The 19549-nt window shown below is 64.0% G+C and carries 18 protein-coding genes and 1 pseudogene; 5 read left to right on the top strand and 14 right to left on the bottom strand.

Going from position 1 to position 19549, the window contains the following annotated elements; all coding sequences use genetic code 11:
- Positions 1–277 precede the first annotated feature (277 nt).
- The 8 genes from JWR89_RS02530 to JWR89_RS02495 form a co-directional block, all read right to left on the bottom strand.
- The gene (locus JWR89_RS02530; protein ID WP_299711418.1) at positions 278–1219 is read right to left on the bottom strand and encodes an ABC transporter substrate-binding protein; all 942 of its coding nucleotides are present in this window, start codon (positions 1217–1219) and stop codon (positions 278–280) included.
- Positions 1219–2319: an LLM class flavin-dependent oxidoreductase gene (locus JWR89_RS02525; protein WP_299711413.1), complete on the bottom strand. Its 1101-nt coding sequence runs from the start codon at positions 2317–2319 to the stop codon at positions 1219–1221. Before JWR89_RS02525 ends, JWR89_RS02530 begins: the two co-directional genes overlap by 1 nt.
- A gap of 29 nt (positions 2320–2348) precedes the next feature.
- Positions 2349–3521 carry an acyl-CoA dehydrogenase family protein gene (locus JWR89_RS02520; protein ID WP_299711410.1) on the bottom strand — a complete coding sequence of 391 codons (1173 nt, stop codon included), beginning with the start codon at positions 3519–3521 and terminating at the stop codon, positions 2349–2351.
- A 38-nt stretch (positions 3522–3559) separates the two neighbouring features.
- Complete coding sequence (locus JWR89_RS02515; protein ID WP_299711407.1) at positions 3560–3712, bottom strand: hypothetical protein; 153 nt, start codon at positions 3710–3712, stop codon at positions 3560–3562.
- Between the two features lie 289 nt (positions 3713–4001).
- Positions 4002–5603, bottom strand: coding sequence for a sulfite reductase subunit alpha (locus JWR89_RS02510; RefSeq protein ID WP_299711404.1), 1602 nt, complete (start codon positions 5601–5603; stop codon positions 4002–4004).
- Complete coding sequence (locus JWR89_RS02505) at positions 5600–7384, bottom strand: NirA family protein (RefSeq protein ID WP_299711401.1); 1785 nt, start codon at positions 7382–7384, stop codon at positions 5600–5602. Before JWR89_RS02505 ends, JWR89_RS02510 begins: the two co-directional genes overlap by 4 nt.
- 421 nt (positions 7385–7805) lie before the next feature.
- The gene (locus JWR89_RS02500; RefSeq protein ID WP_299711416.1) at positions 7806–8972 is read right to left on the bottom strand and encodes a CmpA/NrtA family ABC transporter substrate-binding protein; all 1167 of its coding nucleotides are present in this window, start codon (positions 8970–8972) and stop codon (positions 7806–7808) included.
- Positions 8972–9562: an ANTAR domain-containing protein gene (locus tag JWR89_RS02495; protein WP_299711398.1), complete on the bottom strand. Its 591-nt coding sequence runs from the start codon at positions 9560–9562 to the stop codon at positions 8972–8974. The genes JWR89_RS02500 and JWR89_RS02495 overlap by 1 nt, the downstream gene beginning before the upstream one ends.
- A gap of 112 nt (positions 9563–9674) precedes the next feature.
- On the opposite strand from JWR89_RS02495, the gene rimO reads away from it, so the two are divergent.
- Positions 9675–11003 (top strand): 30S ribosomal protein S12 methylthiotransferase RimO, encoded by a 1329-nt coding sequence (rimO, locus tag JWR89_RS02490; protein WP_299711395.1) that lies wholly within the window; start codon positions 9675–9677, stop codon positions 11001–11003.
- 383 nt (positions 11004–11386) lie between these two features.
- Here the strand turns inward: rimO and JWR89_RS02485 are convergent, their stop codons facing one another.
- Positions 11387–12352 (bottom strand): alpha/beta hydrolase, encoded by a 966-nt coding sequence (locus JWR89_RS02485; protein ID WP_299711392.1) that lies wholly within the window; start codon positions 12350–12352, stop codon positions 11387–11389.
- 78 nt (positions 12353–12430) lie between these two features.
- Between JWR89_RS02485 and JWR89_RS02480 the strand changes: the two genes are divergently transcribed.
- The gene (locus tag JWR89_RS02480) at positions 12431–13048 is read left to right on the top strand and encodes a TetR/AcrR family transcriptional regulator (protein WP_299711390.1); all 618 of its coding nucleotides are present in this window, start codon (positions 12431–12433) and stop codon (positions 13046–13048) included.
- A gap of 103 nt (positions 13049–13151) precedes the next feature.
- A pseudogene (locus JWR89_RS02475) lies at positions 13152–13310 on the top strand (30S ribosomal protein S12 methylthiotransferase RimO); the annotation flags it as partial.
- A gap of 188 nt (positions 13311–13498) precedes the next feature.
- On the opposite strand, the gene JWR89_RS02470 reads toward JWR89_RS02475, so the two are convergent.
- The 3 genes from JWR89_RS02470 to pcsA form a co-directional block, all read right to left on the bottom strand.
- Positions 13499–14473, bottom strand: a complete 975-nt coding sequence (locus tag JWR89_RS02470) for a quinone oxidoreductase (protein WP_299711387.1) — start codon at positions 14471–14473, stop codon at positions 13499–13501.
- Between the two features lie 82 nt (positions 14474–14555).
- Entirely contained in the window at positions 14556–15281 is a 726-nt protein-coding gene (locus JWR89_RS02465; protein WP_299711384.1) for a TerC family protein, read from the bottom strand.
- Positions 15278–16006 (bottom strand): phosphatidylcholine synthase, encoded by a 729-nt coding sequence (gene pcsA, locus JWR89_RS02460; RefSeq protein ID WP_299711381.1) that lies wholly within the window; start codon positions 16004–16006, stop codon positions 15278–15280. Before pcsA ends, JWR89_RS02465 begins: the two co-directional genes overlap by 4 nt.
- Positions 16007–16133: 127 nt before the next feature.
- Here pcsA and JWR89_RS02455 point away from each other — a divergent pair, with 127 nt between their 5' ends.
- On the top strand, positions 16134–17360 hold the full coding sequence (locus tag JWR89_RS02455) for a UbiH/UbiF family hydroxylase (RefSeq protein ID WP_299711379.1): 1227 nt from the start codon (positions 16134–16136) through the stop codon (positions 17358–17360).
- Here JWR89_RS02455 and JWR89_RS02450 read toward each other — a convergent pair.
- Positions 17331–18284, bottom strand: a complete 954-nt coding sequence (locus tag JWR89_RS02450) for an AEC family transporter (RefSeq protein WP_299711376.1) — start codon at positions 18282–18284, stop codon at positions 17331–17333. The two genes, JWR89_RS02455 and JWR89_RS02450, sit on opposite strands and share 30 nt — an antisense overlap.
- A gap of 114 nt (positions 18285–18398) precedes the next feature.
- Here JWR89_RS02450 and hspQ point away from each other — a divergent pair, with 114 nt between their 5' ends.
- Positions 18399–18731, top strand: a complete 333-nt coding sequence (hspQ, locus tag JWR89_RS02445) for a heat shock protein HspQ (protein ID WP_299711373.1) — start codon at positions 18399–18401, stop codon at positions 18729–18731.
- A gap of 200 nt (positions 18732–18931) precedes the next feature.
- Here hspQ and JWR89_RS02440 read toward each other — a convergent pair.
- Positions 18932–19549 (bottom strand): invasion associated locus B family protein (locus JWR89_RS02440; RefSeq protein ID WP_299711370.1); only part of this gene is annotated, 618 nt, incomplete at its 5' end.

Genomic DNA, 19549 nt, shown 5'->3' with positions numbered 1-19549 from the left:
GTATGGCCTGTCTCTGTTCGTCGGCACAGGATTGCCGCGAACGGAGAACACGTCATGCACCACGGCGATATTTCATCCAGCAAGGACACTGTCGGCGTCGCCGTCGTGAACTACAAGATGCCGCGGCCGAGTTCGCACGTAGCTGTCGCTGCGCGCGCCCCGGAATGACAGTGTTGGATCGACGTCCTCTATCCCGAGATGTTTTGGCTGAACATTTCGAGGTTCCGGGTTCGCGCCCGGCTTGCGCCGTGCACGCCCCGGAACGACGGTATGTCTGCTACAACCCTGCGCCCTTGCCGATCGCGTCGGTGAAGGAACGGTCCACCAGCGTCGTCGCGTCGAGCTTCTGCTTGATCAGCCCGGCGCGCAGATAGAGGTCAATGGTCTTCTGCTCGTCGGCGACCACGCTGTCGTCGATGGGCGCGATGCGGATCTTGGCACGGGTGAGCCAGTTCAGCGGCACCGACGGCTCGACGTTCATGAGCTTGCCCCAGGTCTGGGCGTACGCGTTGGCGTTGTTCAGCGCCCATGCGCGCGCAGCGGTCAGGCGGCGCAGATAGTCTTCCAGATCGGCATGCTTGTCGCGGATCGCGTTCGGCGTCGCCACGACGAAGCTGAGTCCCGACGTCAGGCCCTCGGCATTCAGCACAACGCGCGACTGGAACAGAACTTCCTCCTGGCTGACATAGGGCTCCCAAGTCGACCACGCATCCACCGAACCGCGGCTGTATGCGACCTTCGCATCGGCGGGCGCGAGGAACACGATCTGCACGTCGGCAGGCGTCCAGCCCTTTGACTCCAGCGCGGCCAGCAAAAGCTGGTGCCCGATCGATCCGCGACCGGTGGCGATCTTCCTGCCTTTCAGCTCGTCGAAATTCTTGATGGCGGAATCCTTCGGCACCAGCACGGCGAGGCCGTCCCCGGTCTGGCGGATCGCGCCGATCGCCTTCACCGGCACGTTGGCCGCCGCGGCGAAGGTGAACGGCGCATCGCCGACCAGGCCGGCCTCGATGGCGCCTGCGCCAAGCGCCTCCAGCAGCGGCGCTGCTGCGGCAAATTCCTTCCACTCAATCTTGTAGGGCACGTCCTTGAGCACGCCGGAGGCTTCCATCACCGCGCGCGCATTGCCCTTCTGGTCTCCGACAATCAACGTTGTTTCGGCATGGGCCGACGACAGCGCGGCGGCAAACAACGCCGCGGTGACGATAAGACGTTTCATCACGCTGCCACTCCGGAATTCTTGTGGGCGGCCGCACGCTGGGCGACCAGTTCGCGGGTGCGCGGGATCAGTTCACGACCGTAATCGATGGCGTCGATCAAGGGATCGAAGCCACGAATGAGAAAGTGGCTGACACCGAGATCGTAGTAATCGGCGAACACTTCGGCGACCTGCTCGGGCGTGCCGACCAGCGCCGTGGTGTTGCTGTTGGCGCCGGTCAGCGCCGCCATTTCGGTCCACAGCCGCTTGTCGATGCGGGTGCCCTGCTCGGCCAGCGCCAGCAGACGCTTGGCGCCGGCAGTGGCGTGGCCATCGGCCGGCTTGCGATAGCCGGTCTTGTCCTGCAGCGCGGTGGCGCGCGCCAGAATGTCCTCGGCCTTGGCCCAGGCCTTCTCCTCGGTGTCGGCAATGATCGGCCGTACCGACAGGCTGAACCGCGGCGACGGCCGACCGTACTTGGCGGCGGCCGCGCGCACCCGCGTAGTGACATCGCGCACCTGCGCGTAGGACTCGCCCCACAGCGCAAAGGTGTCAGCGTGCTTGCCGGAGACCTCTATGGCTGCGTCCGACGCGCCGCCGACGAAGACGTGGATCGGGCTGTACGGCTTGACCTGGGCGAAGCCGTTCTCGACCTGGAAATACTTGCCGTTGTAAGTGAACGGCTTCTCGCTGGTCCATTCCAGCTTGAGCACGTCGAGCCACTCGTCGGTGCGGGCGTAGCGCTCGTCCTTGTCATCGAGCGTATTGCCGTCCTGGCGAAGCTCGGTGGCATTGCCGCCGGTAATGACGTGCAGCGAGACGCGGCCCCTAGAGAACTGGTCGATGACGGCCAACTGGCGCGCCAGCAACGTCGGCGAAGTGAAACCCGGGCGTTGCGCGATCATCGTGTTCAGCCGCTCGGTGACGCCCAGCACGTGCTGCGCGACCTGCAGCCCGTCCGGCGAGGTCGAATGAAACGCCAGCAGCGCACGATCGAAGCCGGCGTTTTCATGCGCCTTGGCAACAGTCTCGATGTAGCCGGGATTCAGCACCGGACCGGTTCGCACGCGGGTCTCAGAGGAATCGGAGTTGCTGATGAAGCCGATGAATTCGATGGACATGGTGATCTCCATTCTCTCGATGGGTTGAACTAGATGCCGAGCGCGAGGCGGCCGGCGGAAATGCGTGTGGCATCGTCTTGCGGGGTGTGCACGCGGCCGCATATCACGTCGCGAAAATGCCGCTCGAGTGGATTGGCGCGGGCCAGGCCGTGATTGCTGGTCAGCGACAGCGCCTCTTCCACCGCGGCGATGGCGTTGTTGGTGACGGTGAGCTTGACGATATTGGCCTCGGAGGCAGTCAGTGCCACGCCATCGTCGATGTCCCGCGCAAACGTATCGAGAACCCGGGCATTGACTGCGAGTTTTGCCTCGATGCCGCCGACGATTTCCTGCGCGCGCGACAGCGTCGAAAGTGGCGCACCGAGGCTCGATGGCACGCGGTCCTTCAAGAACTGGATTAGCCAGTCGCGGGCGGCGCGCGCGACGCCATCATAGACCGCGCCGACCAGCACCGCCTGCACCGTGGCCTGGGTCGGATCGGGCGTCCCCCACTCCGATGGCCTGCGCACGTCGACCTCATGGTCGAGCGGAAACAGCACGTCATCGAACACCACGTCATGGCTGCCGCTGGCGCGCAGGCCGAGGTGATCCCAGGTCTCGACGATGGTGGTGCCCGGCAGACCCGCCGGCACCAGGAACAGGCCGACGCGCACCTCGGGCTCGTCGGTCTTGGCCCACACGGTGTACCATTTCAGGATCGGCGCGCCGGTCGAATAGATCTTGTGGCCGCTGAGCCGCCAGCCGGCGGCGGTGCGTTTAGCCGTGGTCGCCGGCAAGCCGCCACGCGACGGCGAACCCAGGTCGGGCTCGACGCGCAATGCGTTGACCAGCGCAAGGCCTTCGACAGTCTCCCTCGCAAGCTTGCGCGCCAGATGCTGCGGCCAGTTTGCGCTGCCGGCGATCACCAGATGGTGGATGTAATGCATCGCCAGCACCAGCGCGGTCGCCGCGTCAGCCTTGGCAACGATGTTCACCACCCGGGCAGCATCGCGTACGCCGCCGCCCGCACCGCCAAACAGTTGCGGCACCGTCAGCGCCAGCAGCCCTGCATCAGACAGTTCCTGAAAATTCTCGAACGGAAAGCTCGCGGTGCGGTCGTGCAACGGTGCACGCTCGGCGAAGCCGGGCGCCAACAGCAACGCCCGCTCGATGGCCGACGGGGCGACCGCCGGCAGTTCCTGACGCTTGATGCTTAAATTCACCCTGAGGGTCCAGTCTTGCGAGAATTGCCCTGCCGATGTCAGAACGGATGCACGGACAGCGTGCCGAACACGATAGCGGCGATCAGCGCGAAGGCGCCGTAAACCGCCACCGTGTGAATCCGGACGGCAGAACGCCCCGCCAGCGTGCGGGCATGGATATGCAGGCGGGCTTCCGCGGAAAAGTCGCGCATCGTCGTTCTCCAGCGCTTCATTGTCCGACTAAGGAAATGCCGTTCCGGCTGCGATGCAAGGGGGGCCGAAAAATAGCGACACAGGGCCTGCCGCGGAGTCGCTGGGCAGACGAAAATGCTCTGCGGGGGATGGCGCCGAGAATTTTATTCGCGAGGATTTGAACGCTAGAATCGGCATTTCGCTACCGTTACGGCGAGGAACCCTCGCGACGAAGCAATCCAGTCCCTATTCGCGGCTTCTGGATTGCTTCGCTGCGCTTGCAATGACAGCGGAGAGGCTTCAGCGCTATCAATATACGTCGAGCTGGAACCGGCCCTTTTTCTTGAGATCGCCGACAAACAGTACAGCCTCGTCGGTGGTCCGGGCGCCGTATTGCGCGACGATGTCGACCATGGCGCGTTCGACGTCCTTGGCCATCCGCTTGGCATCGCCGCAGACGTAGACATGGGCGCCGTCGGCGAGCCAGGTCCAGACGTCGCGGCCGACCTCGCGCATGCGGTCCTGCACGTAGAACTTTTCGCCGGAATCGCGCGACCACGCCAGCGACAGCCGGGTCAGGAATCCCTCGCTCTTCATCGCGTTGAGTTCGTCGGCATAGAAGAAATCCGAGGCGCTGCGCTGGTGGCCGAAGAACAGCCAGTTCTTGCCGGGCGCCTTGGTCGCCTTGCGGTCGTGCAGGAAGGCGCGGAAGGGCGCGATGCCGGTGCCAGGTCCGACCATGATGATCGGAATGTTCGGGTCCTCGGGCAGCGCAAAGCCGTGGGCCTTCTGCACATAGACTTTCAGTTCATCGCCCGGCTGAATGCGGTCGGCCAGGAAGCTCGACGCCAGGCCATGGCGCTTCCGCTTGCCGACCACGTAGCGCACGATATCGACCGTCAGCGAGAGTTTGCCCGGCGTCGCGTTGTGCGACGACGAGATCGAATACAGCCGCGGCTGCAGCGGCTCCAGCGCCTCGATGAAGGCTTCGGGATGTGGCCGCACATTGGAGAACTTCTGCAGCGCCGCCATCACGTCGAGGGTGGCGGCATCGCCGTCGGGATCCTCGCCCTGCGACAGCGCTCGCGCCTTGGCGCGGTGCGCACCGCCGGTGAGATAGGAGATCAGCTCGAACAGGCTGTCGGGCGCCGGCGCCAGCGAGACGTCGTATTGCAGCACCTCGCGCAGCGTCTTGCCGCGTACCGCCGTCGTATGCGAGGCGCCGAGCAGCGCGATGATTTGATCGACATGGCCGAGATCGTTTGATGCAAAGATACCGAAGGAATCGCCCACGACGTAGTCGAGGCCGCAACCGGACAGATCGAAATCGATATGCCAGGTCTCCTTTTCGGAGCCCTTGCCGTTAAGCAGACGACGCCCGAGAAAGATCGCGGGCGCCGGATTATCGCGGGAGCGGCCGAGCGTGGACGGATCCGGCGCAGCAACTTCGGCTGGCTCCGCTGCCGCCGGCGTCGCCGGTGCGGCACCTGCCGCGGGCGCTTTCTCCAACTCCTCGTGCAGCGCCTTCAGCATCCGGGCGGTTTCCTTGCCGCCGGGGACGCAGAGGTTCAAACGCGGCTCGGCCTTGCTGGCGATGGCGTCGGAATAGTCGTTGCAGTTATAGCCGCACTGGCCGCAGTCCTGCTGCGCCATCGCCGCCATCATCTTGCGGCGGACGGGTTTACCTTCGGCGAGCTTCATGCGGTCGGCGATCGGCATGGTCTGGTCGTGCCACGGTGCGCCGTCGTCTTCGTCTAGCATCACGGCGGCGCCCTGCTCCGCCGACAGCGGCGCCGGCGCATCCGACAGCAGGCCTGCGAAGAAGCCGTTCAGCCACGAGCGCTGCGCTTCGGAGAACGGCGCGGACGCGGGAATAATCTCGACCTTGGGGGGCGGCGTCATCTGGTTCATGCGGACACCTCTGCATCGGCGAGTTTTCGCAATGTCTCGCCGTCATGCCGGCGCGCGAAGGTGAGGAAGGTCTCGTCGGGTGACGTTCGATGCGACATATAGGCTTTCAGCAGCTTCTCGACGATCACCGGCGCGTCCTCGGCCTTGACGTCGTGATAGACCTCCTGCCCGACATCCGCCGCCGGACCGAAGCCGCCGCCGGTGAAAACATGAAAGCCATCGACGGTGTCGTCGCCGTCGCCCACCGGGACGCGGGCGCCGATCATGCCGATGTCGCTGATGTAGTGCTGCGCGCAGGAGTGGTGGCAGCCGGTGAGATGGACGTTGATCGGGGTCTCCACCGGCACCCGCGGATCGACCCAGTCGGCGATCCGGGCGGCGGTGCGCTTGGTGTCGGCATTGCCGAACTTGCAGCCGGCGCGTCCGGTACAGGCGATCAGCCCGGCGCGAAGTTCGGTGGTCTTGATCGCCAGACCGATCGCCTCGATAGCGGCCGTGGCCAGCGCCACCTTGTTGTCGGGCACGCCGGGGATCAGCAGGTTCTGCCACACCGTGAGACGGATATCGCCGTCGCCGAGATCGGCGGCGATCTTTGCAAGTCCGCGCATCTGATCGCAGGTCACGGTACCCAGCGGCAGCGCGACGCCTAGCCAATTCAGGCCTTCCTGCTTCTGCCTGTGCACGCCGATATGCGCGGTGCGGTCGAAGCTCGGCCGCGGCAGCAGGGCCTCCGCCGCTACGCGGGTGAAAGCGTGGCCCATCTTCTCCTCGACGAGCACCAGAAATTTTTCCATGCCCATGCCGTCGATGACGTATTTCAGCCGCGCCTTGAGCCGGTTGGTGCGGTCGCCGAGATCGATGAAGACGCGGACGATGGCGTCCGACACTTTGGTGGCATCGGCCGGCCTGACGATGATGCCGGTGTCCGTCGCAAAATCCTTGTGGCCGGTGATGCCGCCGATGCCGAGCTTGAACCAGACGCCGGCATCGACGCCAAATCCGTCCTTTACCTCGACGGCGGCGAAGGCGATGTCGTTGGTGTCTTCCAGCACCGCGATCTTGCCGGCGCCGTCAAAGGCAACATTGAATTTGCGCGGCAGGCCGGTCAGTGAGCGGTCGTTGAGGATGTGATAGTGCCACTCTCGCGCATAGGGCCGCGTATCCAGTAGTTCCTGTGGGTCGATGCCCGCTGTCGGCGTGCCGGTGACGTTGCGGATGTTGTCGGCGCCAGAACCACGCGAGCACAGGCCGAGATCCTGGATCCCCTCGATCAGCGCCACCGCATTCTTTGGCGGGATTTCGCGCACCTGGAGGTTAGCGCGGGTCGTGACGTTGGCGAACGGGCCGCACAGCGGCTCGATCAGGTCGGCGAGGCCGGCGAACTGCCAGTGCTTCATGATGCCGTTCGGAATCCGCAGCCGGCTCATGTAGGAGTCCTGCGTCGGTCCAACATAGAACAGACCGTAGTATCGCCAGCGAAAATTGTCGGCCGGCGACGGCCGCGCATCGATCAGCGCCTGCGCCTTGAGGCGCGGATAGGCGTCGAACGGATGTTCCTCGCGCTTCCACTTCTCCTGGTCGACCAGCTTCTTGCCCGCCGCGATGGTGCGGTCTTGCGCCCGGATGTGCGGCGCTTCCGGCCCGGTCGGCTCGGCACTGGCCCTGGCAGCCGCACCGCCAAGCCCGCGACCGACGCGGCTGATCTGCAGGCCGGTCGAAAAACCTTCCAGGTAGCGCTTCTGTTCGTCGGTGAAATCAACGGAGAGGGTTTCGATTTTCATGGACGCTATGAAGCTCCTGCGGCCACTTGCGTGGCGTCAACGGGGATACGGAATGTGACCGCACAGGCTCCGGTCGGCACATCGCGCCGGCTTGAAGTCTGGAAGCGGTCCGATCAGCCTCGTTGCTGCGGAAATCCATCTGGGGACGTCGCCGGCGGGCATCTGCGAACGCCGACAGGCTAGAAGCATTCAAGTCCCGTGCCACAACGGGTAGACCAAAATACTCATAAATTTCAGCATGTTGCAGCTTTGATCGGCGTGGCGGGTCGCCTCGATGCCGGCATTTTGCACTGCACGCTCAATAAATAGACGGTGATCAAATCGTCGCCGGCGTGATCGCCGCGTGCCTGGCGGGGAACATTGTTCGGCGTGCGCCGCTGCGGGTTGCTTCGCTGGGAACGATCGCGAAAGGCGGAACCTCTCACCCCCGCATATTGGCGATCTCGAATGCCGCCAGATGGGCCGCTATATTGGCGGGATCGAAGACTGGGCCGGCGAAGGCGCCGATGGGGTCGCCGGTGCTGGCAGGCGCGGCTTGCCGACCCAGCGCCGCATCGTAGAGATCCGGCCGGAACACGGCCTTGGCGATCTTCAGCGCCTCCGGGCTGACCGGAGCCTGCCCCCAGCGCGCCATCTGCGCATAGAGCCAGGCGGCCTGGGTCGGATCGGGCCGCGCCGCGCCGTTGCGGCCGAACGACATGAAGTTCGAGCTTTCCCTCACCGGCCCACCCTTCACCATCGCCAGCCGGCCCGCCAGAACGGAATGAATGATCCCGGCGTCGGCATCGACGCGGTCCGGCCGGGCCAGCATCGCCGAAACCTCGTCGCGGTTGCCGGGCTCCTCGATGAAGTCCGCGGCCTTCTGGTGCGCGCGGACCAGTGCCGCCAGGGTGTCCGGCTGCTCCTCGGCCCAGCGACCGCGCACCGCCAGCACCTTCTCGACCGCGCTGGTGAGAATGTCCGGACCGAAATGCAAGATTTGGCCAATGCCGCGATCAACCGCCACTGCGTTCCACGGCGCGCCGACGCAAAAGCCGTCGACATGGCCATTGGCCAGGCTATCCACCATGAAGGGCGGCGGCAGCACCACCAGGCGCACATCCTCATCGGGATCGACGCCGCCTGCGGCCATCCAGAACCGCAATTGGTAATTGTGTGTCGAGAACGGGAACGTCATGCCGAAGGTCAGCGGCTCCGCACCGCTGGCCCGCCGCGCCGCGACGACCCGCGCCAGCGCCCGGGCGGTGGCCAGCGGATTGGCGATCTCGCCGTCCAGATGCGCCGCGATCTGCTCGTGCAGCGCCGGCGATACCGTGATGGCATTGCCGTTGAGGTTGAGCGTGAACGGCACCGCGATCGGTACTTTCACATGGCCGAGACCGAGGCTGGAGGCGACCGCCACCGGCGCCAGCAGATGCGCGGCGTCGAACAGCCCGATGTTCAGCTTGTCGCGGACGTTCGACCACGACACTTCGCGAACCAGCGTGACATCAAGGCCTTCGGCGGCGGTAAATCCCTTATCGACGGCCACGATCAGCGCGGCGGCATCGACCAGCGGAATGAACCCGATGTGAAGCGGTTGACCCATCATTTCAGCAACTCCGCTGCGGTGATGATCGACTGCGCGATATCGCCGATTTTCTTTTTTTCGCGCATGGCCGTAGAGCGCAGCAAAACGTAGGCCTCCTCTTCCGTGAGGCCTTTCAACTTCATCACAATACCCTTGGCGCGATCGATGATCTTGCGGTCCTCCAGCGCCGACTTGGTGCGCTCGAGTTCGTCCTGCAATTTCGAGAAGGCATTGAAGCGCGAGATGCACAGATCGAGGATCGGCTTGATGCGCTCTTTCTTCAGCCCATCGACGATGTAGGAGGATACCCCGGCATCGACCGAGGCGCGCGCCGATTCCGAATCGCTCTGATCGACGAACATCGCAACGGGGCGGCGCACCGCGCGGCTGACCTGAAACATCTGTTCCAGCACGTCGCGGCTGGGGTTTTCGAGGTCGATGACGATGACGTCGGGATCCAGCGCATAGATCCGCGCGAGCAGGTTATGCATCTCGCGGATGTGCTGGACATCGACATAGCCGGCCTCGCGCAATCCTTCTTCAAGAATAGCGGCCCGGATCGGACTTTCATCGACGATAACGATTTTTGGAGACGACTCGGCGCCCATGAATTGCTCGCAATTACCTCAGATGACCCATAGCACGCCAGCGCATGGCTTAAAGCCTTGTATTTATGAGCAAATAGGCCTAGTTGCTGCCCTTCAATCAGGCAGATCCAATATGCAACAGGCCGCCGCGCCCAAAATCTCCTTTGTCTCGCTAGGATGCCCCAAGGCCCTGGTGGATTCCGAGCGCATCATCACGCGGTTGCGCGCCGAGGGCTATGAGCTGGCGCGCAAGCATGATGGCGCCGACATCGTCATCGTCAACACCTGCGGCTTTCTCGACAGCGCCAAGGCGGAATCGCTGGGCGCGATCGGCGAAGCCATGGCGCAGAACGGCAAGGTGATCGTGACGGGCTGCATGGGCGCCGAGCCCGAGCAGATCGAGGCCGCCTATCCCAACGTGCTGTCCATCACCGGCCCGCAGCAATATGAGAGCGTACTCGACGCCGTGCACCGCGCGTTGCCGCCGGTGTACAATCCGCACCTCGATCTGATGCCGCCGCAGGGTATCAAGCTGACGCCGCGGCACTATGCGTATCTGAAGATTTCCGAAGGCTGCAACAACCGCTGCAGCTTCTGCATCATCCCGAAGCTGCGCGGCGATCTGGTATCGCGGCCGGCCAACGAGGTGCTGCGCGAGGCCGAGAATCTGGTGAAGGCCGGCGTCAAGGAACTGCTGGTAGTGTCGCAGGACACCTCGGCCTATGGCGTCGATATCAAGTACGCAACGAGTATCTGGAAGGACCGCGAGGTCCGCGCCAAATTCTTCGACCTGGCGAAGGAGCTCGGCGAACTCGGCGCCTGGGTGCGGCTGCAATACGTCTACCCCTACCCGCATGTCGATGAAGTCATCGGCCTGATGAATGCCAACAAGAACGTGCTGCCCTATCTCGACATCCCGTTCCAGCACGCCGCTCCGGAAGTCCTGAAGGCGATGAAGCGCCCGGCGGCGCAGGACAAGACGCTGGCTCGGATCAAGAAGTGGCGCGAGGAGTGCCCGGACCTAACGCTGCGCTCGACCTTCATCGTCGGCTTCCCCGGTGAGACCGAGAGCGACTTCCAGTATCTGCTCGACTGGCTCGACGAAGCGCAGATCGACCGCGTCGGCGCGTTCAAATACGAGTCGGTGGCCGGCGCGCCGTCCAACGCGCTCGGCAACGCCGTGCCGGAAGAGATCAAGCAGCAGCGCTGGAACGCGCTGATGGCGCGACAGCAGGTGATCTCAGCCCGCCGCCTGAAGCGCAAGATCGGCACCCGGCAGCAGGTCATCATCGACGAGGTCGGCCCGACCGTGTCGAAGGGTCGCTCGAAATCGGACGCGCCCCAGATCGACGGCGCAGTCTACGTCTCCGCGCGGCGCCCGCTGAAGGTCGGCGAGATCGTCACCGCGAAGATCGAACGCGCGGACGCGTATGATCTGCACGGGACCGTGGCGGGGTTTTGACGGGGAAGTCACCCGAAACTCTCTGTCATCGCCCGGCTTGACCGGCGACCCAGTAAACTCTATCGCCCGTGATAGAGCCGCATTGCCGCCGTCTACTGGATCCCTTGGGTTCACGCCACAAGTGCGACACCCACTAGTGGAGAGACTCTAACGCTTGCATCCGGCGTTTGACAGCGGCGAGGACTCGGAACACGCCTCGCTTCAGGCGGCGGTGTGTGCCGCCGACGGGTCAAGTCATGACGCGCCCGTCGGCGAAGGTATCGAACACCGAGCAGTAACGACTATTGGTCTTGAGGTGTGAGCGCCGTGGAGCCGATGACAGTCGCCGAGGTTGCCGTAGAATCTGAAGAACGGTTTCGCCGATCCGGGTCCAAGAGCCTCCGTTATCCTTTATTGGCAGCCCTCACGAACTCGGCGAGTTCCTTTCCATAGCGGACCGGCTCTTCGTAAAACGGGCTATGCCCGCTGTCAGAAAAGAGCGAAAGGCGGTTGTTCGGGTGAATCGCCTTGATCCGCTCCGACATCGCAACACGAACCAATCTGTCATGAACGCCATGCGTCAGCAGAATCGGACCGGCAAAGGCTTTGAAAGCGGGTTCTAGATCGGTCGTCGTTGTTTGGAGGAAACCCTCGTAGGCGGCCCGAGCTGTCATGCCGTTGACAACCAGCATCCGCTGCATTTCCGTTGCTGCTGGAGGTTTGTGAAAGCAGGCGGCGAGGAAATCGGCCGTCGCCACAGTCCTTGTCGCCAGATCGTGCGAGGTGGTGGTGCCAATGAAGTTTATCGCTTCCTCGCCGAAAAGATCGGGAGAAAGCTTCGTAACCGCATCAACCAGATTGACGCCAGCAATGGCTTCGCCACCGTATTTGCGTAGGTAAGCGCCCGCCACATAACCGCCGAGCGACCAGCCCACCAGTACGGGCCGGCGTAGTTTCGCGGCACGGATCACAGTCGCAACGTCATCCGCCCACTTGTCCGCATCGGAATAGGCGTCGAGCGAGGTTGGCTTGTCGGAATCTCCATGGCCACGCAGATCGAAGGTCACGATCCGGAAACGCTTGAGCGCGGGGTCGGCGAGTTGCTTGTTCCAACTCAGGTGGCTCTGCCGCAAGCCGTGGATCAATAGGATTTCCGGGGCATTAGGATCGCCCTGCGCCTCACCCACCAGCATCGTGCCATCGCTTGAGCGCGCGACGAATGTTTCGTGGGTAACACCCTTCTCCTTGAAAGCGGTTTCTGGCGTCGCGGCGGACGCCGCATGAACCTGCGGCGCGAGTGCCGCCGTTGCAATCGCCAGCGCAACAAGACCGGTCACGCCGGAAAGGAATGTACGTCGTGAGTGATGCAAGAGTCTTCTCCATGTTGTTTAGTGAGTGCTATGCAACATTCTTGACTTTGCCTGTCAAGGCGTTATTTAGTGACTGCTATGAAACCTAATGAAAAATCCCGCGGCGGTCGCCCTTGGAGCTTTGACCGGGATGAAGCTGTCGAGACGGCGATGCGGCTGTTCTGGCGGAGCGGCTATGAGGGCGTGTCGATCGGCGACCTCACCAAAGAAATCGGCGTTGCGCCTCCGAGCCTCTACGCCGCTTTCGGCAGCAAAGCGGGGCTCTATAGGGAGGCGCTCGACCGCTACGAAGAAAAGTTCGGTTCGCTGGATCTCTGTTCAGTGGAAAAGGCCCCCTCGCTCGCGGAGGCCGTGCGGACGCTGCTGAAGGGAGCAGTTCGGGCTGTGACGCGTCCGGACCGCGACGGTGGGTGCATGATCTCCAGCGGCATGATCGCGTGTCACCCGGATCATGCGGCGCTCGCCCGTGATGCAGCGGCGCGGCGCGATGCCATGCGGGAACGCATTGCAATGGCGCTTGCGCCTTTCGCAACCAAGGGCGAGGCACGTAGGCTCGGGCGTTATTTGTCGGCGGTCCTGCAGGGAATCTCGATCCAGGCGCGGGATGGTGCGGCGCCGATCGAATTGCAGGAGATCGTCGAAGACGTCGTCTCGGGCATCGAAGCGCGGCTTCACCGGGACGGACGAAGACGCTGATGGCTCTCAAAGCATATGTGGGCGAGTGGTTGAGTAGCGGGCCGGAGCTGACCGCCGCTGGTGCACATTGTGTTTCGGCGTGAAATAAGCAAACACACGTCGCCCAACCGTGTCGAAGGGCCCCTCGAAGTCGGACGCGCCCCAGATCGACGGCGCAGTGTACGTGTCGGCACGTCGGCCGCTGAAGGTAGGCGAGATCGTCACGGCCAAGATCGAACGCGCCGATGCGTATGACCTGCACGGGACAGTGGCGGGGTTCTAGTAGCGCGCAGCCTCTAAGCCTGTCGTCCCGGCCAAGCGAGCTTTTGCAAGCGCGAGCCGGGACCCATAGCCTCCGTCCACAGAGATGGGCGAAGGCGGCTACGACAGCGTGGCACGTTTCTCCAGCGTGTATGGGTCCCGGATCTGCGTTCGCTGCGCGAACTTGTCCGGGACGACACGTGAGTTGCCTTACGGCTTCAAAATCGAAGCGCCCGTGGTCGATCGGCTCTCCAGATCGATGTGCGCCTTCGCTGCATCCTTCAGCGCGTAGGCATGGTTGATCGGCACGTGCAGCTTGCCGTCGATCACAGCCGAAAACAGCGTATCCGCGCCTTCCAGCAATTCCGAGCGCTTGCCGACGTAGTCGTTGAGCTTCGGCCGCGTCGCGAACAGCGAACCGTGGTTGTTGAGTTCGGCGATGGCGAACGGCGGCACCGGACCGGACGCATTGCCAAAACTCACCCACATGCCGCGCGGCTTCAGGCACGACAGCGAGCCGGGATAAGTGGTCTTGCCGACGCCGTCATAGACCACGTCGCAGAGCTCGCTGCGGCTGATCTGCTTGACGCGATCGACGAAGTTTTCCTCGTTGTAGTAGATGACGTGATCGCAGCCATTGGCCAGCGCCAGGTCGCCCTTCTCCTTGGAGCCGACGGTGCCGATCACATGGGCGCCCATCGCCTTGGCCCACTGGCACGCCAGCAGTCCGATGCCACCGGCGGCGGCGTGAATCAACACGCGGTGGCCGGCCTCGACCTTGAAGGTCTTGTGCAAGAGGTACCAGACCGTGAGGCCCTTCAGCATCAGCACCGCACCCTGCTCGTAGGTGATGCGATCGGGCAGTTTCACCAGCCGCTCGGCGGCGAATACGCGCTCGGTGGCGTAGCTGCCCAGCGCCGAATAATAGGCGACGCGGTCGCCGGGATGAAAGCCGGTCACGCCAGGGCCAACTTCGATCACCTCGCCGGCGGCTTCATTGCCGGCAATGAATGGCAGGGTCGGCGCCTTGTACAGGCCGGTGCGGAAGTACACGTCGATGAAGTTGACGCCGATGGCGTGCTGCCGGATGCGGACCTCGCCGGGGCCCGGCGCGGCGACATCGACGGCCTCGTAAACGAGAGCTTCGGGGCCCCCGACTTTATGAACGCGCACGGCCTTGGTCATCGAATGGCTCCCTTGAACTTCTTAGGTTGCAAGCGATAGCCGACCGACCGGTCTTGTCAACTGCGCCCATACGAGCACCGCCTCAGGCCTTCTTCCTGCGGTTGGTCTTGGCCAGCACGTTGAACAATTCGACGGCCGCCGAAAACAGGATCGCGAAGTAGATGTAGCCACGCGGAATGTGGAATTTGAAGCCGTCCGCCACCAGCGCGACGCCGATCAATACCAGGAACGCCAGCGCCAGCATCTTGGTGGTGGGGTGCTCCGCGACAAAGCGCGCCACCGGCCCCGACGAGACGTACATCACCGCGCAGGCGATGATCACCGCGGCGATCATGATCTCGAGGTCCTGCGCCATGCCGATCGCGGTGATGATGGAATCCAGCGAGAACACCATATCGACGATGATGATCTGCACGATCACCCAGAAGAACGCGCTGGGTTTTGGCTTGTCGTCGCTGCCGTCGCCATCGCGCGCTTCCACCTCGCCGTGGATTTCGTGGGTCGCCTTGGCGATCAGGAACAGCCCACCGCCGATCAGGATCAGATCGCGCCACGACAGCGCCACGCTGCGGATGGTGATGACCGGTTCGGTCAGACCGATCAGCCAGACCAGCAGGCTGAGCAGCACGATGCGGAACACCAGCGCCAGCGCCAGGCCGATCTGCCGGGCGCGCGTCGCCATCGGCTCCGGCAACCGTCCCACGATCACCGAGAGGAAGATCACATTGTCGATGCCGAGCACGATCTCGAGTGCGGTCAACGTCAGCAGCGCGGCCCAGGCTTCCGGGCTGGTCAGCAATTCCATCATGACGTGGCAGGCCTCAGCAGGCGGATGACAGCGTCACCGCAAACGATGTAAAGGGCGATCGCACATAGCGCGAGTGTAACGGGAAGAGCGACGACAAAGTCCTGCGCGATGGTGACGATGGCCAGCACGGCCCAGATCGCGGTCAGCGCCAGGTTGAAGCGGCGCAACCGCTGCACGCGCACCGGATGCAGCACATGCAGGGGTACGAAGGTCAGCACGATCAGAGCGAACACCGCGAGGCTCGCCAGAACGGGCGACGGATGCAGCAGGAAAAGATAGAACGCCGCGGCATTCCACAGCGCCGGAAATCCGCGAAAGTGATTGTCGTCGGTTTTCATGCGGCGGTCGGCGAAATACAACGCGCTGGACACCGCGACCGCGGCGCCGAGCGGCACCGCCGTCCACGGCAGCAGCAGCCCGCTGGCCATGATCGCATAGGCCGGCACGAATACGTAAGTAAGGAAATCGACGACGAAATCCAGCGCGTCGCCGGACCAGTCCGGCAGCACGCGGACCACGTCGAGCCGCCGTGCGAGCGGACCATCGACACCGTCGATGATCAGCGCCAGGCCGAGCCACGCAAACATCCCGGCCCACTGCCCACGCACCGCTTCCATCATCGCGACAAGCGCCACGCCGGCGCCCAGCGCCGTGAAGATATGCACGGAGAACGCGGCCGCTTTCGCGGTTCGGGATGGGGCGGTCGGCGGGCTGGAAGCATCCATTTGCCGGCCAGTGCTATCAGGAATCGGCCGGATTTGCACATCGGCGTTTGCGGCCTTCCGCCGCTGGAACGGTCAGCGCCCGACCGGCACTCTTGAAAAGACCGCCGACAACGCCGATTGTCCGGCCATGACCGAGACCTCCCAGCCTTTCCAAACCTACGATGTCGCCGTGATCGGCGGCGGCCCCGCCGGCCTCGCCGCGGCCATCGCTTTGGCCGACACCGGCGCCCGCGTCGCGCTGGTGGCCCGCCGGCAGGCCTATGCGGACAACCGCACCACCGCTCTGCTCGGCGGTTCCACCGCCTTCCTCGATCGCCTCGACGTGTGGCGCCGCTGCGCCGACCAGTCGGCGGCGCTGACCACCATGCGGCTGGTCGACGACACCCACCGGCTGATCCGCGCTCCCGAGGTCAAATTTACGTCGCAGGAAATCGGCCTCGACGCCTTCGGCCACAACATCGCCAACCGCGACCTGATGGTGGCGCTGGAAGCGCGCGCGGACGAATTGTCCAACCTCGCGCGGATCGACGATGACGCCGAGAGCATTGTTCCAGACGAAAGCCAAGCGTCCGTTCGTACCCGACAGGGCCAGGCGTTGTCCGCCAGGCTGATCGTCGGTGCCGATGGCCGGCAGTCGTTATGCCGCGACGCCGCCGGCATCGAGGTGAAAAGCCGCCGGCTCGACCAGGCCGCGCTGACCTTCAACATCGGCGTCAGCCGCCCCCACCGAAACACGTCGACCGAGTTTCACACCCCGCAGGGGCCGTGTGTGATCGTGCCGCTGCCCGGCCAGCGCTGCAGCGTGGTCTGGGTCGCCTCCCCCAACGAAGCCGCTCGGCTGATGGCGCTCGACGACGACCAACTGTCCGCCGCCAACGAGAAGCAGATGCATTCGATCCTCGGTCGCGTCGAGGTCGAGCCCGGCCGCCATCTGTTTCCGCTCGCCATTGAGGAGCCTAGGCAGGTGGCGAAGAACCGCATCGTGCTGGTCGGCGAAGCCGCCCACGTCATCCCGCCGATCGGCGCTCAGGGCCTCAATATGGGTCTTCGCGATGCCGCCGATATCGCTGGCATCGTCGGGACCGCGATGAGTTCAGGCGAAGACATCGGTGCGGCCGTCGTACTGGCGCGGTTCGAGAAGGCGCGGCGAAGCGACATTTCCAGCCGCACCTTCGCCATCGACATGGCCAACCGCTCGCTGCTTAGCGATCTCCTTCCGGTGCAACTGCTGCGCGGCGTCGGCATGCAGTTGATGGGCTCGGTCGGCCCGCTACGCCGCCTCGCCATGCGGGAGGGCCTCGCGCCATCTTGGCGGCGAAGCGCTTTAGGGAAACGCGATCTGCCCGGTCTTTAGCAGGTACATCACCGACGTCAGCGTGACGACCGATACAAACGTCCCGATCAGTACCGCCACCGAGGCCGGCTCGATCCAGGTGTCGTATTGCCGGGCGATGATGAACACGTTGAGCGCCGGCGGCAGCGACGCCAGCAGCACCGCGGTCGCTGCCCATTCCGGTGGGAACGGGCCGACCAGCAGCATCAGCGCAAACGCGATCAGCGGATGCACGATCAGCTTGATGCCGATCACCGCCGGCACCTCCCATGGCACCCGCGCGAACGGCCGCAGCGCCACGGTGACGCCGAGCGTGAACAGCGCCACCGGCGCCGCCGCGTTCTGCAGGAACGCCAGCATGCCGTCGATCGCCACCGGCATCTGGATGTGGAAGGCGGCGGCCAGCGCGCCGAGATAGGCCGCGACGATCAGCGGGTGCAGCACGATGTGCTTGATAACGATGCCGATGGTCGGCAACAGCGGTCGCTTGTCGCCGGAGGTCAGCGCCATGGCCAGCGGCACGATGGAGAACAGGAAGATGCTATCGAAGCAGAAGATCAGCGCGGTCGGCACCGCCGCCTGCGTGCCTAGCACGGCCAGCGCCAGGCCCGGACCCATATAGCCGATATTGCCGTAGCCGCCCGACAGGCCGGCCATGCCGGCCTCGCGCAGCGTCAACCCGCCGATCAGTCTGCCCACATAGGCCGACAGGAAGAATGCGCTCGCGGTCGCCGCCGTGGTGGCGATCACGAATGGCAGGTTGTTGAGTTCCTCGAACGGCGTCTTCGCCATGATGCGGAAGAACAGCGCGGGCAGCGACACGTACAGCAGGAAGAAGTTCATCCAGCTCAGCCCTGCCTCGGGCAGCTTCTTCACCTTGCCGCAGGCGAAGCCGATGAAGATCAACCCGAAATACGGCAGCGCCAGATTGAGGACATCCATCATGGGCGATTGTTTCTTATTGTTGGCCGGAGAAGCGGTGAGCGGATCGGGGCGCGTGCGTCACAAATACGTCGTTTGCCTCTAGCATCGGCCACAATCCTGGTCTATTCGACGACAATGATCAAAGCGCGGACCGCCAAGTTTCAAATCGGGCAGATCGTCCGGCACCGGATTTTTTCGTTCCGGGGCGTGGTGTTTGATATCGACCCGGTATTTGCCAATACCGAGGAATGGTGGCTGTCGATTCCCGAGGAAGTGCGTCCGCACAAGGACCAGCCGTTCTACCATCTGCTGGCGGAAAACTCGGAATCCGAATACGTCGCCTACGTCTCCGAGCAGAACCTGCTGCCCGACGATTCCGGCGAACCGATCCGCCATTCGCAGGTCGCCGAGATCTTCGTCAAGGACAAGACCGGCAGCTACCGGCCCCGAAATCCCTCGCTGAATTGATTCCTGTCCCGGACGCGATGCGGCATCCTTATGCCGCTCCGCAGAGCCGGAACCACCCCAAACACTGTCGCCCGTAACGGCCCCGGCCCTGCGAGGCAACACTTCGTGTTGCATCGCGTCCGGGGCACGAGAGTGCGGCGCTCGCGAAACAAAAAAGGCGCCCATCGCTGGGCGCCTTTTCGTAGTTTCTTGGAAACCGCTTACTTCGCGGCAGGATTGGCCGGTGGCGTGGCGCCGGCGGGCTGGGTGGCTTCCAGCTTGGCGCGGGCTTCCGCGGCGCGCTTCTGCAGTTCTTCCTGCAGCTTCTTCTGGGTTTCCTCGAACACCTTCGGATCCGTCGGCGGACCGTCGTAAGCCTTCGCGAATTCCGCCAGCGGCAGCGGCAGCGTCAGCGGCGCGCCGTTGGAGTTGATCGCCTGGACGATCAGGTTCTGGCCCTTCTTGAGGTTGGCGAGCAGTTCCGGGGTGACTTCGTAATCGGACATGCAGCCGTTGGCGAAGCAGATCACATACGGGCTCTGCGCCGGCGCGTTGGCATCGACGATGACGCGGGTGCCGTGCACCAGCTGCATGCCGAGCGGCAGCGTCACGCGAAGGATCTTCTTCGGTTCGCCTTCCGGCTCGATGATGACGGCGGCGATGACCGGCTGGCCGGACTCGATGCGGCCGTCCTTACCGGTGAAGCAGACCTGCTTGGCGTTGGCGTCCTGGCCCTTGAGGCAGAACTTGGTCCACGGTGCATAGATCAGCTGAACCTGCTGCTCGGGCGGTGTGGCGCCGGCAGCCGGCGCGCCGGCGGGCGCCTGGGCAGCGGGAGC

The organism is Tardiphaga sp. (genome assembly GCF_028290785.1).
Classification (GTDB): domain Bacteria; phylum Pseudomonadota; class Alphaproteobacteria; order Rhizobiales; family Xanthobacteraceae; genus Tardiphaga.
This window is presented reverse-complemented; position numbering and strand designations above follow the sequence as displayed.

Excerpts from the sequence above, each read along its gene's own strand:
- hspQ (WP_299711373.1), top strand. The coding sequence starts at position 18,399 with ATGATCAAAGCGCGGACCGCCAAGTTTCAAATCGGGCAGATCGTCCGG.
- JWR89_RS02465 (WP_299711384.1), bottom strand. The coding sequence starts at position 15,281 with ATGATGGAATTGCTGACCAGCCCGGAAGCCTGGGCCGCGCTGCTGACG.
- JWR89_RS02470 (WP_299711387.1), bottom strand. The coding sequence starts at position 14,473 with ATGACCAAGGCCGTGCGCGTTCATAAAGTCGGGGGCCCCGAAGCTCTC.
- JWR89_RS02530 (WP_299711418.1), bottom strand. The coding sequence starts at position 1,219 with ATGAAACGTCTTATCGTCACCGCGGCGTTGTTTGCCGCCGCGCTGTCG.
- JWR89_RS02505 (WP_299711401.1), bottom strand. The coding sequence starts at position 7,384 with ATGAAAATCGAAACCCTCTCCGTTGATTTCACCGACGAACAGAAGCGC.
- JWR89_RS02480 (WP_299711390.1), top strand. The coding sequence starts at position 12,431 with ATGAAACCTAATGAAAAATCCCGCGGCGGTCGCCCTTGGAGCTTTGAC.
- JWR89_RS02450 (WP_299711376.1), bottom strand. The coding sequence starts at position 18,284 with ATGATGGATGTCCTCAATCTGGCGCTGCCGTATTTCGGGTTGATCTTC.
- JWR89_RS02455 (WP_299711379.1), top strand. The coding sequence starts at position 16,134 with ATGACCGAGACCTCCCAGCCTTTCCAAACCTACGATGTCGCCGTGATC.
- JWR89_RS02515 (WP_299711407.1), bottom strand. The coding sequence starts at position 3,712 with ATGCGCGACTTTTCCGCGGAAGCCCGCCTGCATATCCATGCCCGCACG.
- JWR89_RS02510 (WP_299711404.1), bottom strand. The coding sequence starts at position 5,603 with ATGAACCAGATGACGCCGCCCCCCAAGGTCGAGATTATTCCCGCGTCC.
- rimO (WP_299711395.1), top strand. The coding sequence starts at position 9,675 with ATGCAACAGGCCGCCGCGCCCAAAATCTCCTTTGTCTCGCTAGGATGC.
- JWR89_RS02500 (WP_299711416.1), bottom strand. The coding sequence starts at position 8,972 with ATGGGTCAACCGCTTCACATCGGGTTCATTCCGCTGGTCGATGCCGCC.
- pcsA (WP_299711381.1), bottom strand. The coding sequence starts at position 16,006 with ATGGATGCTTCCAGCCCGCCGACCGCCCCATCCCGAACCGCGAAAGCG.
- JWR89_RS02495 (WP_299711398.1), bottom strand. The coding sequence starts at position 9,562 with ATGGGCGCCGAGTCGTCTCCAAAAATCGTTATCGTCGATGAAAGTCCG.
- JWR89_RS02525 (WP_299711413.1), bottom strand. The coding sequence starts at position 2,319 with ATGTCCATCGAATTCATCGGCTTCATCAGCAACTCCGATTCCTCTGAG.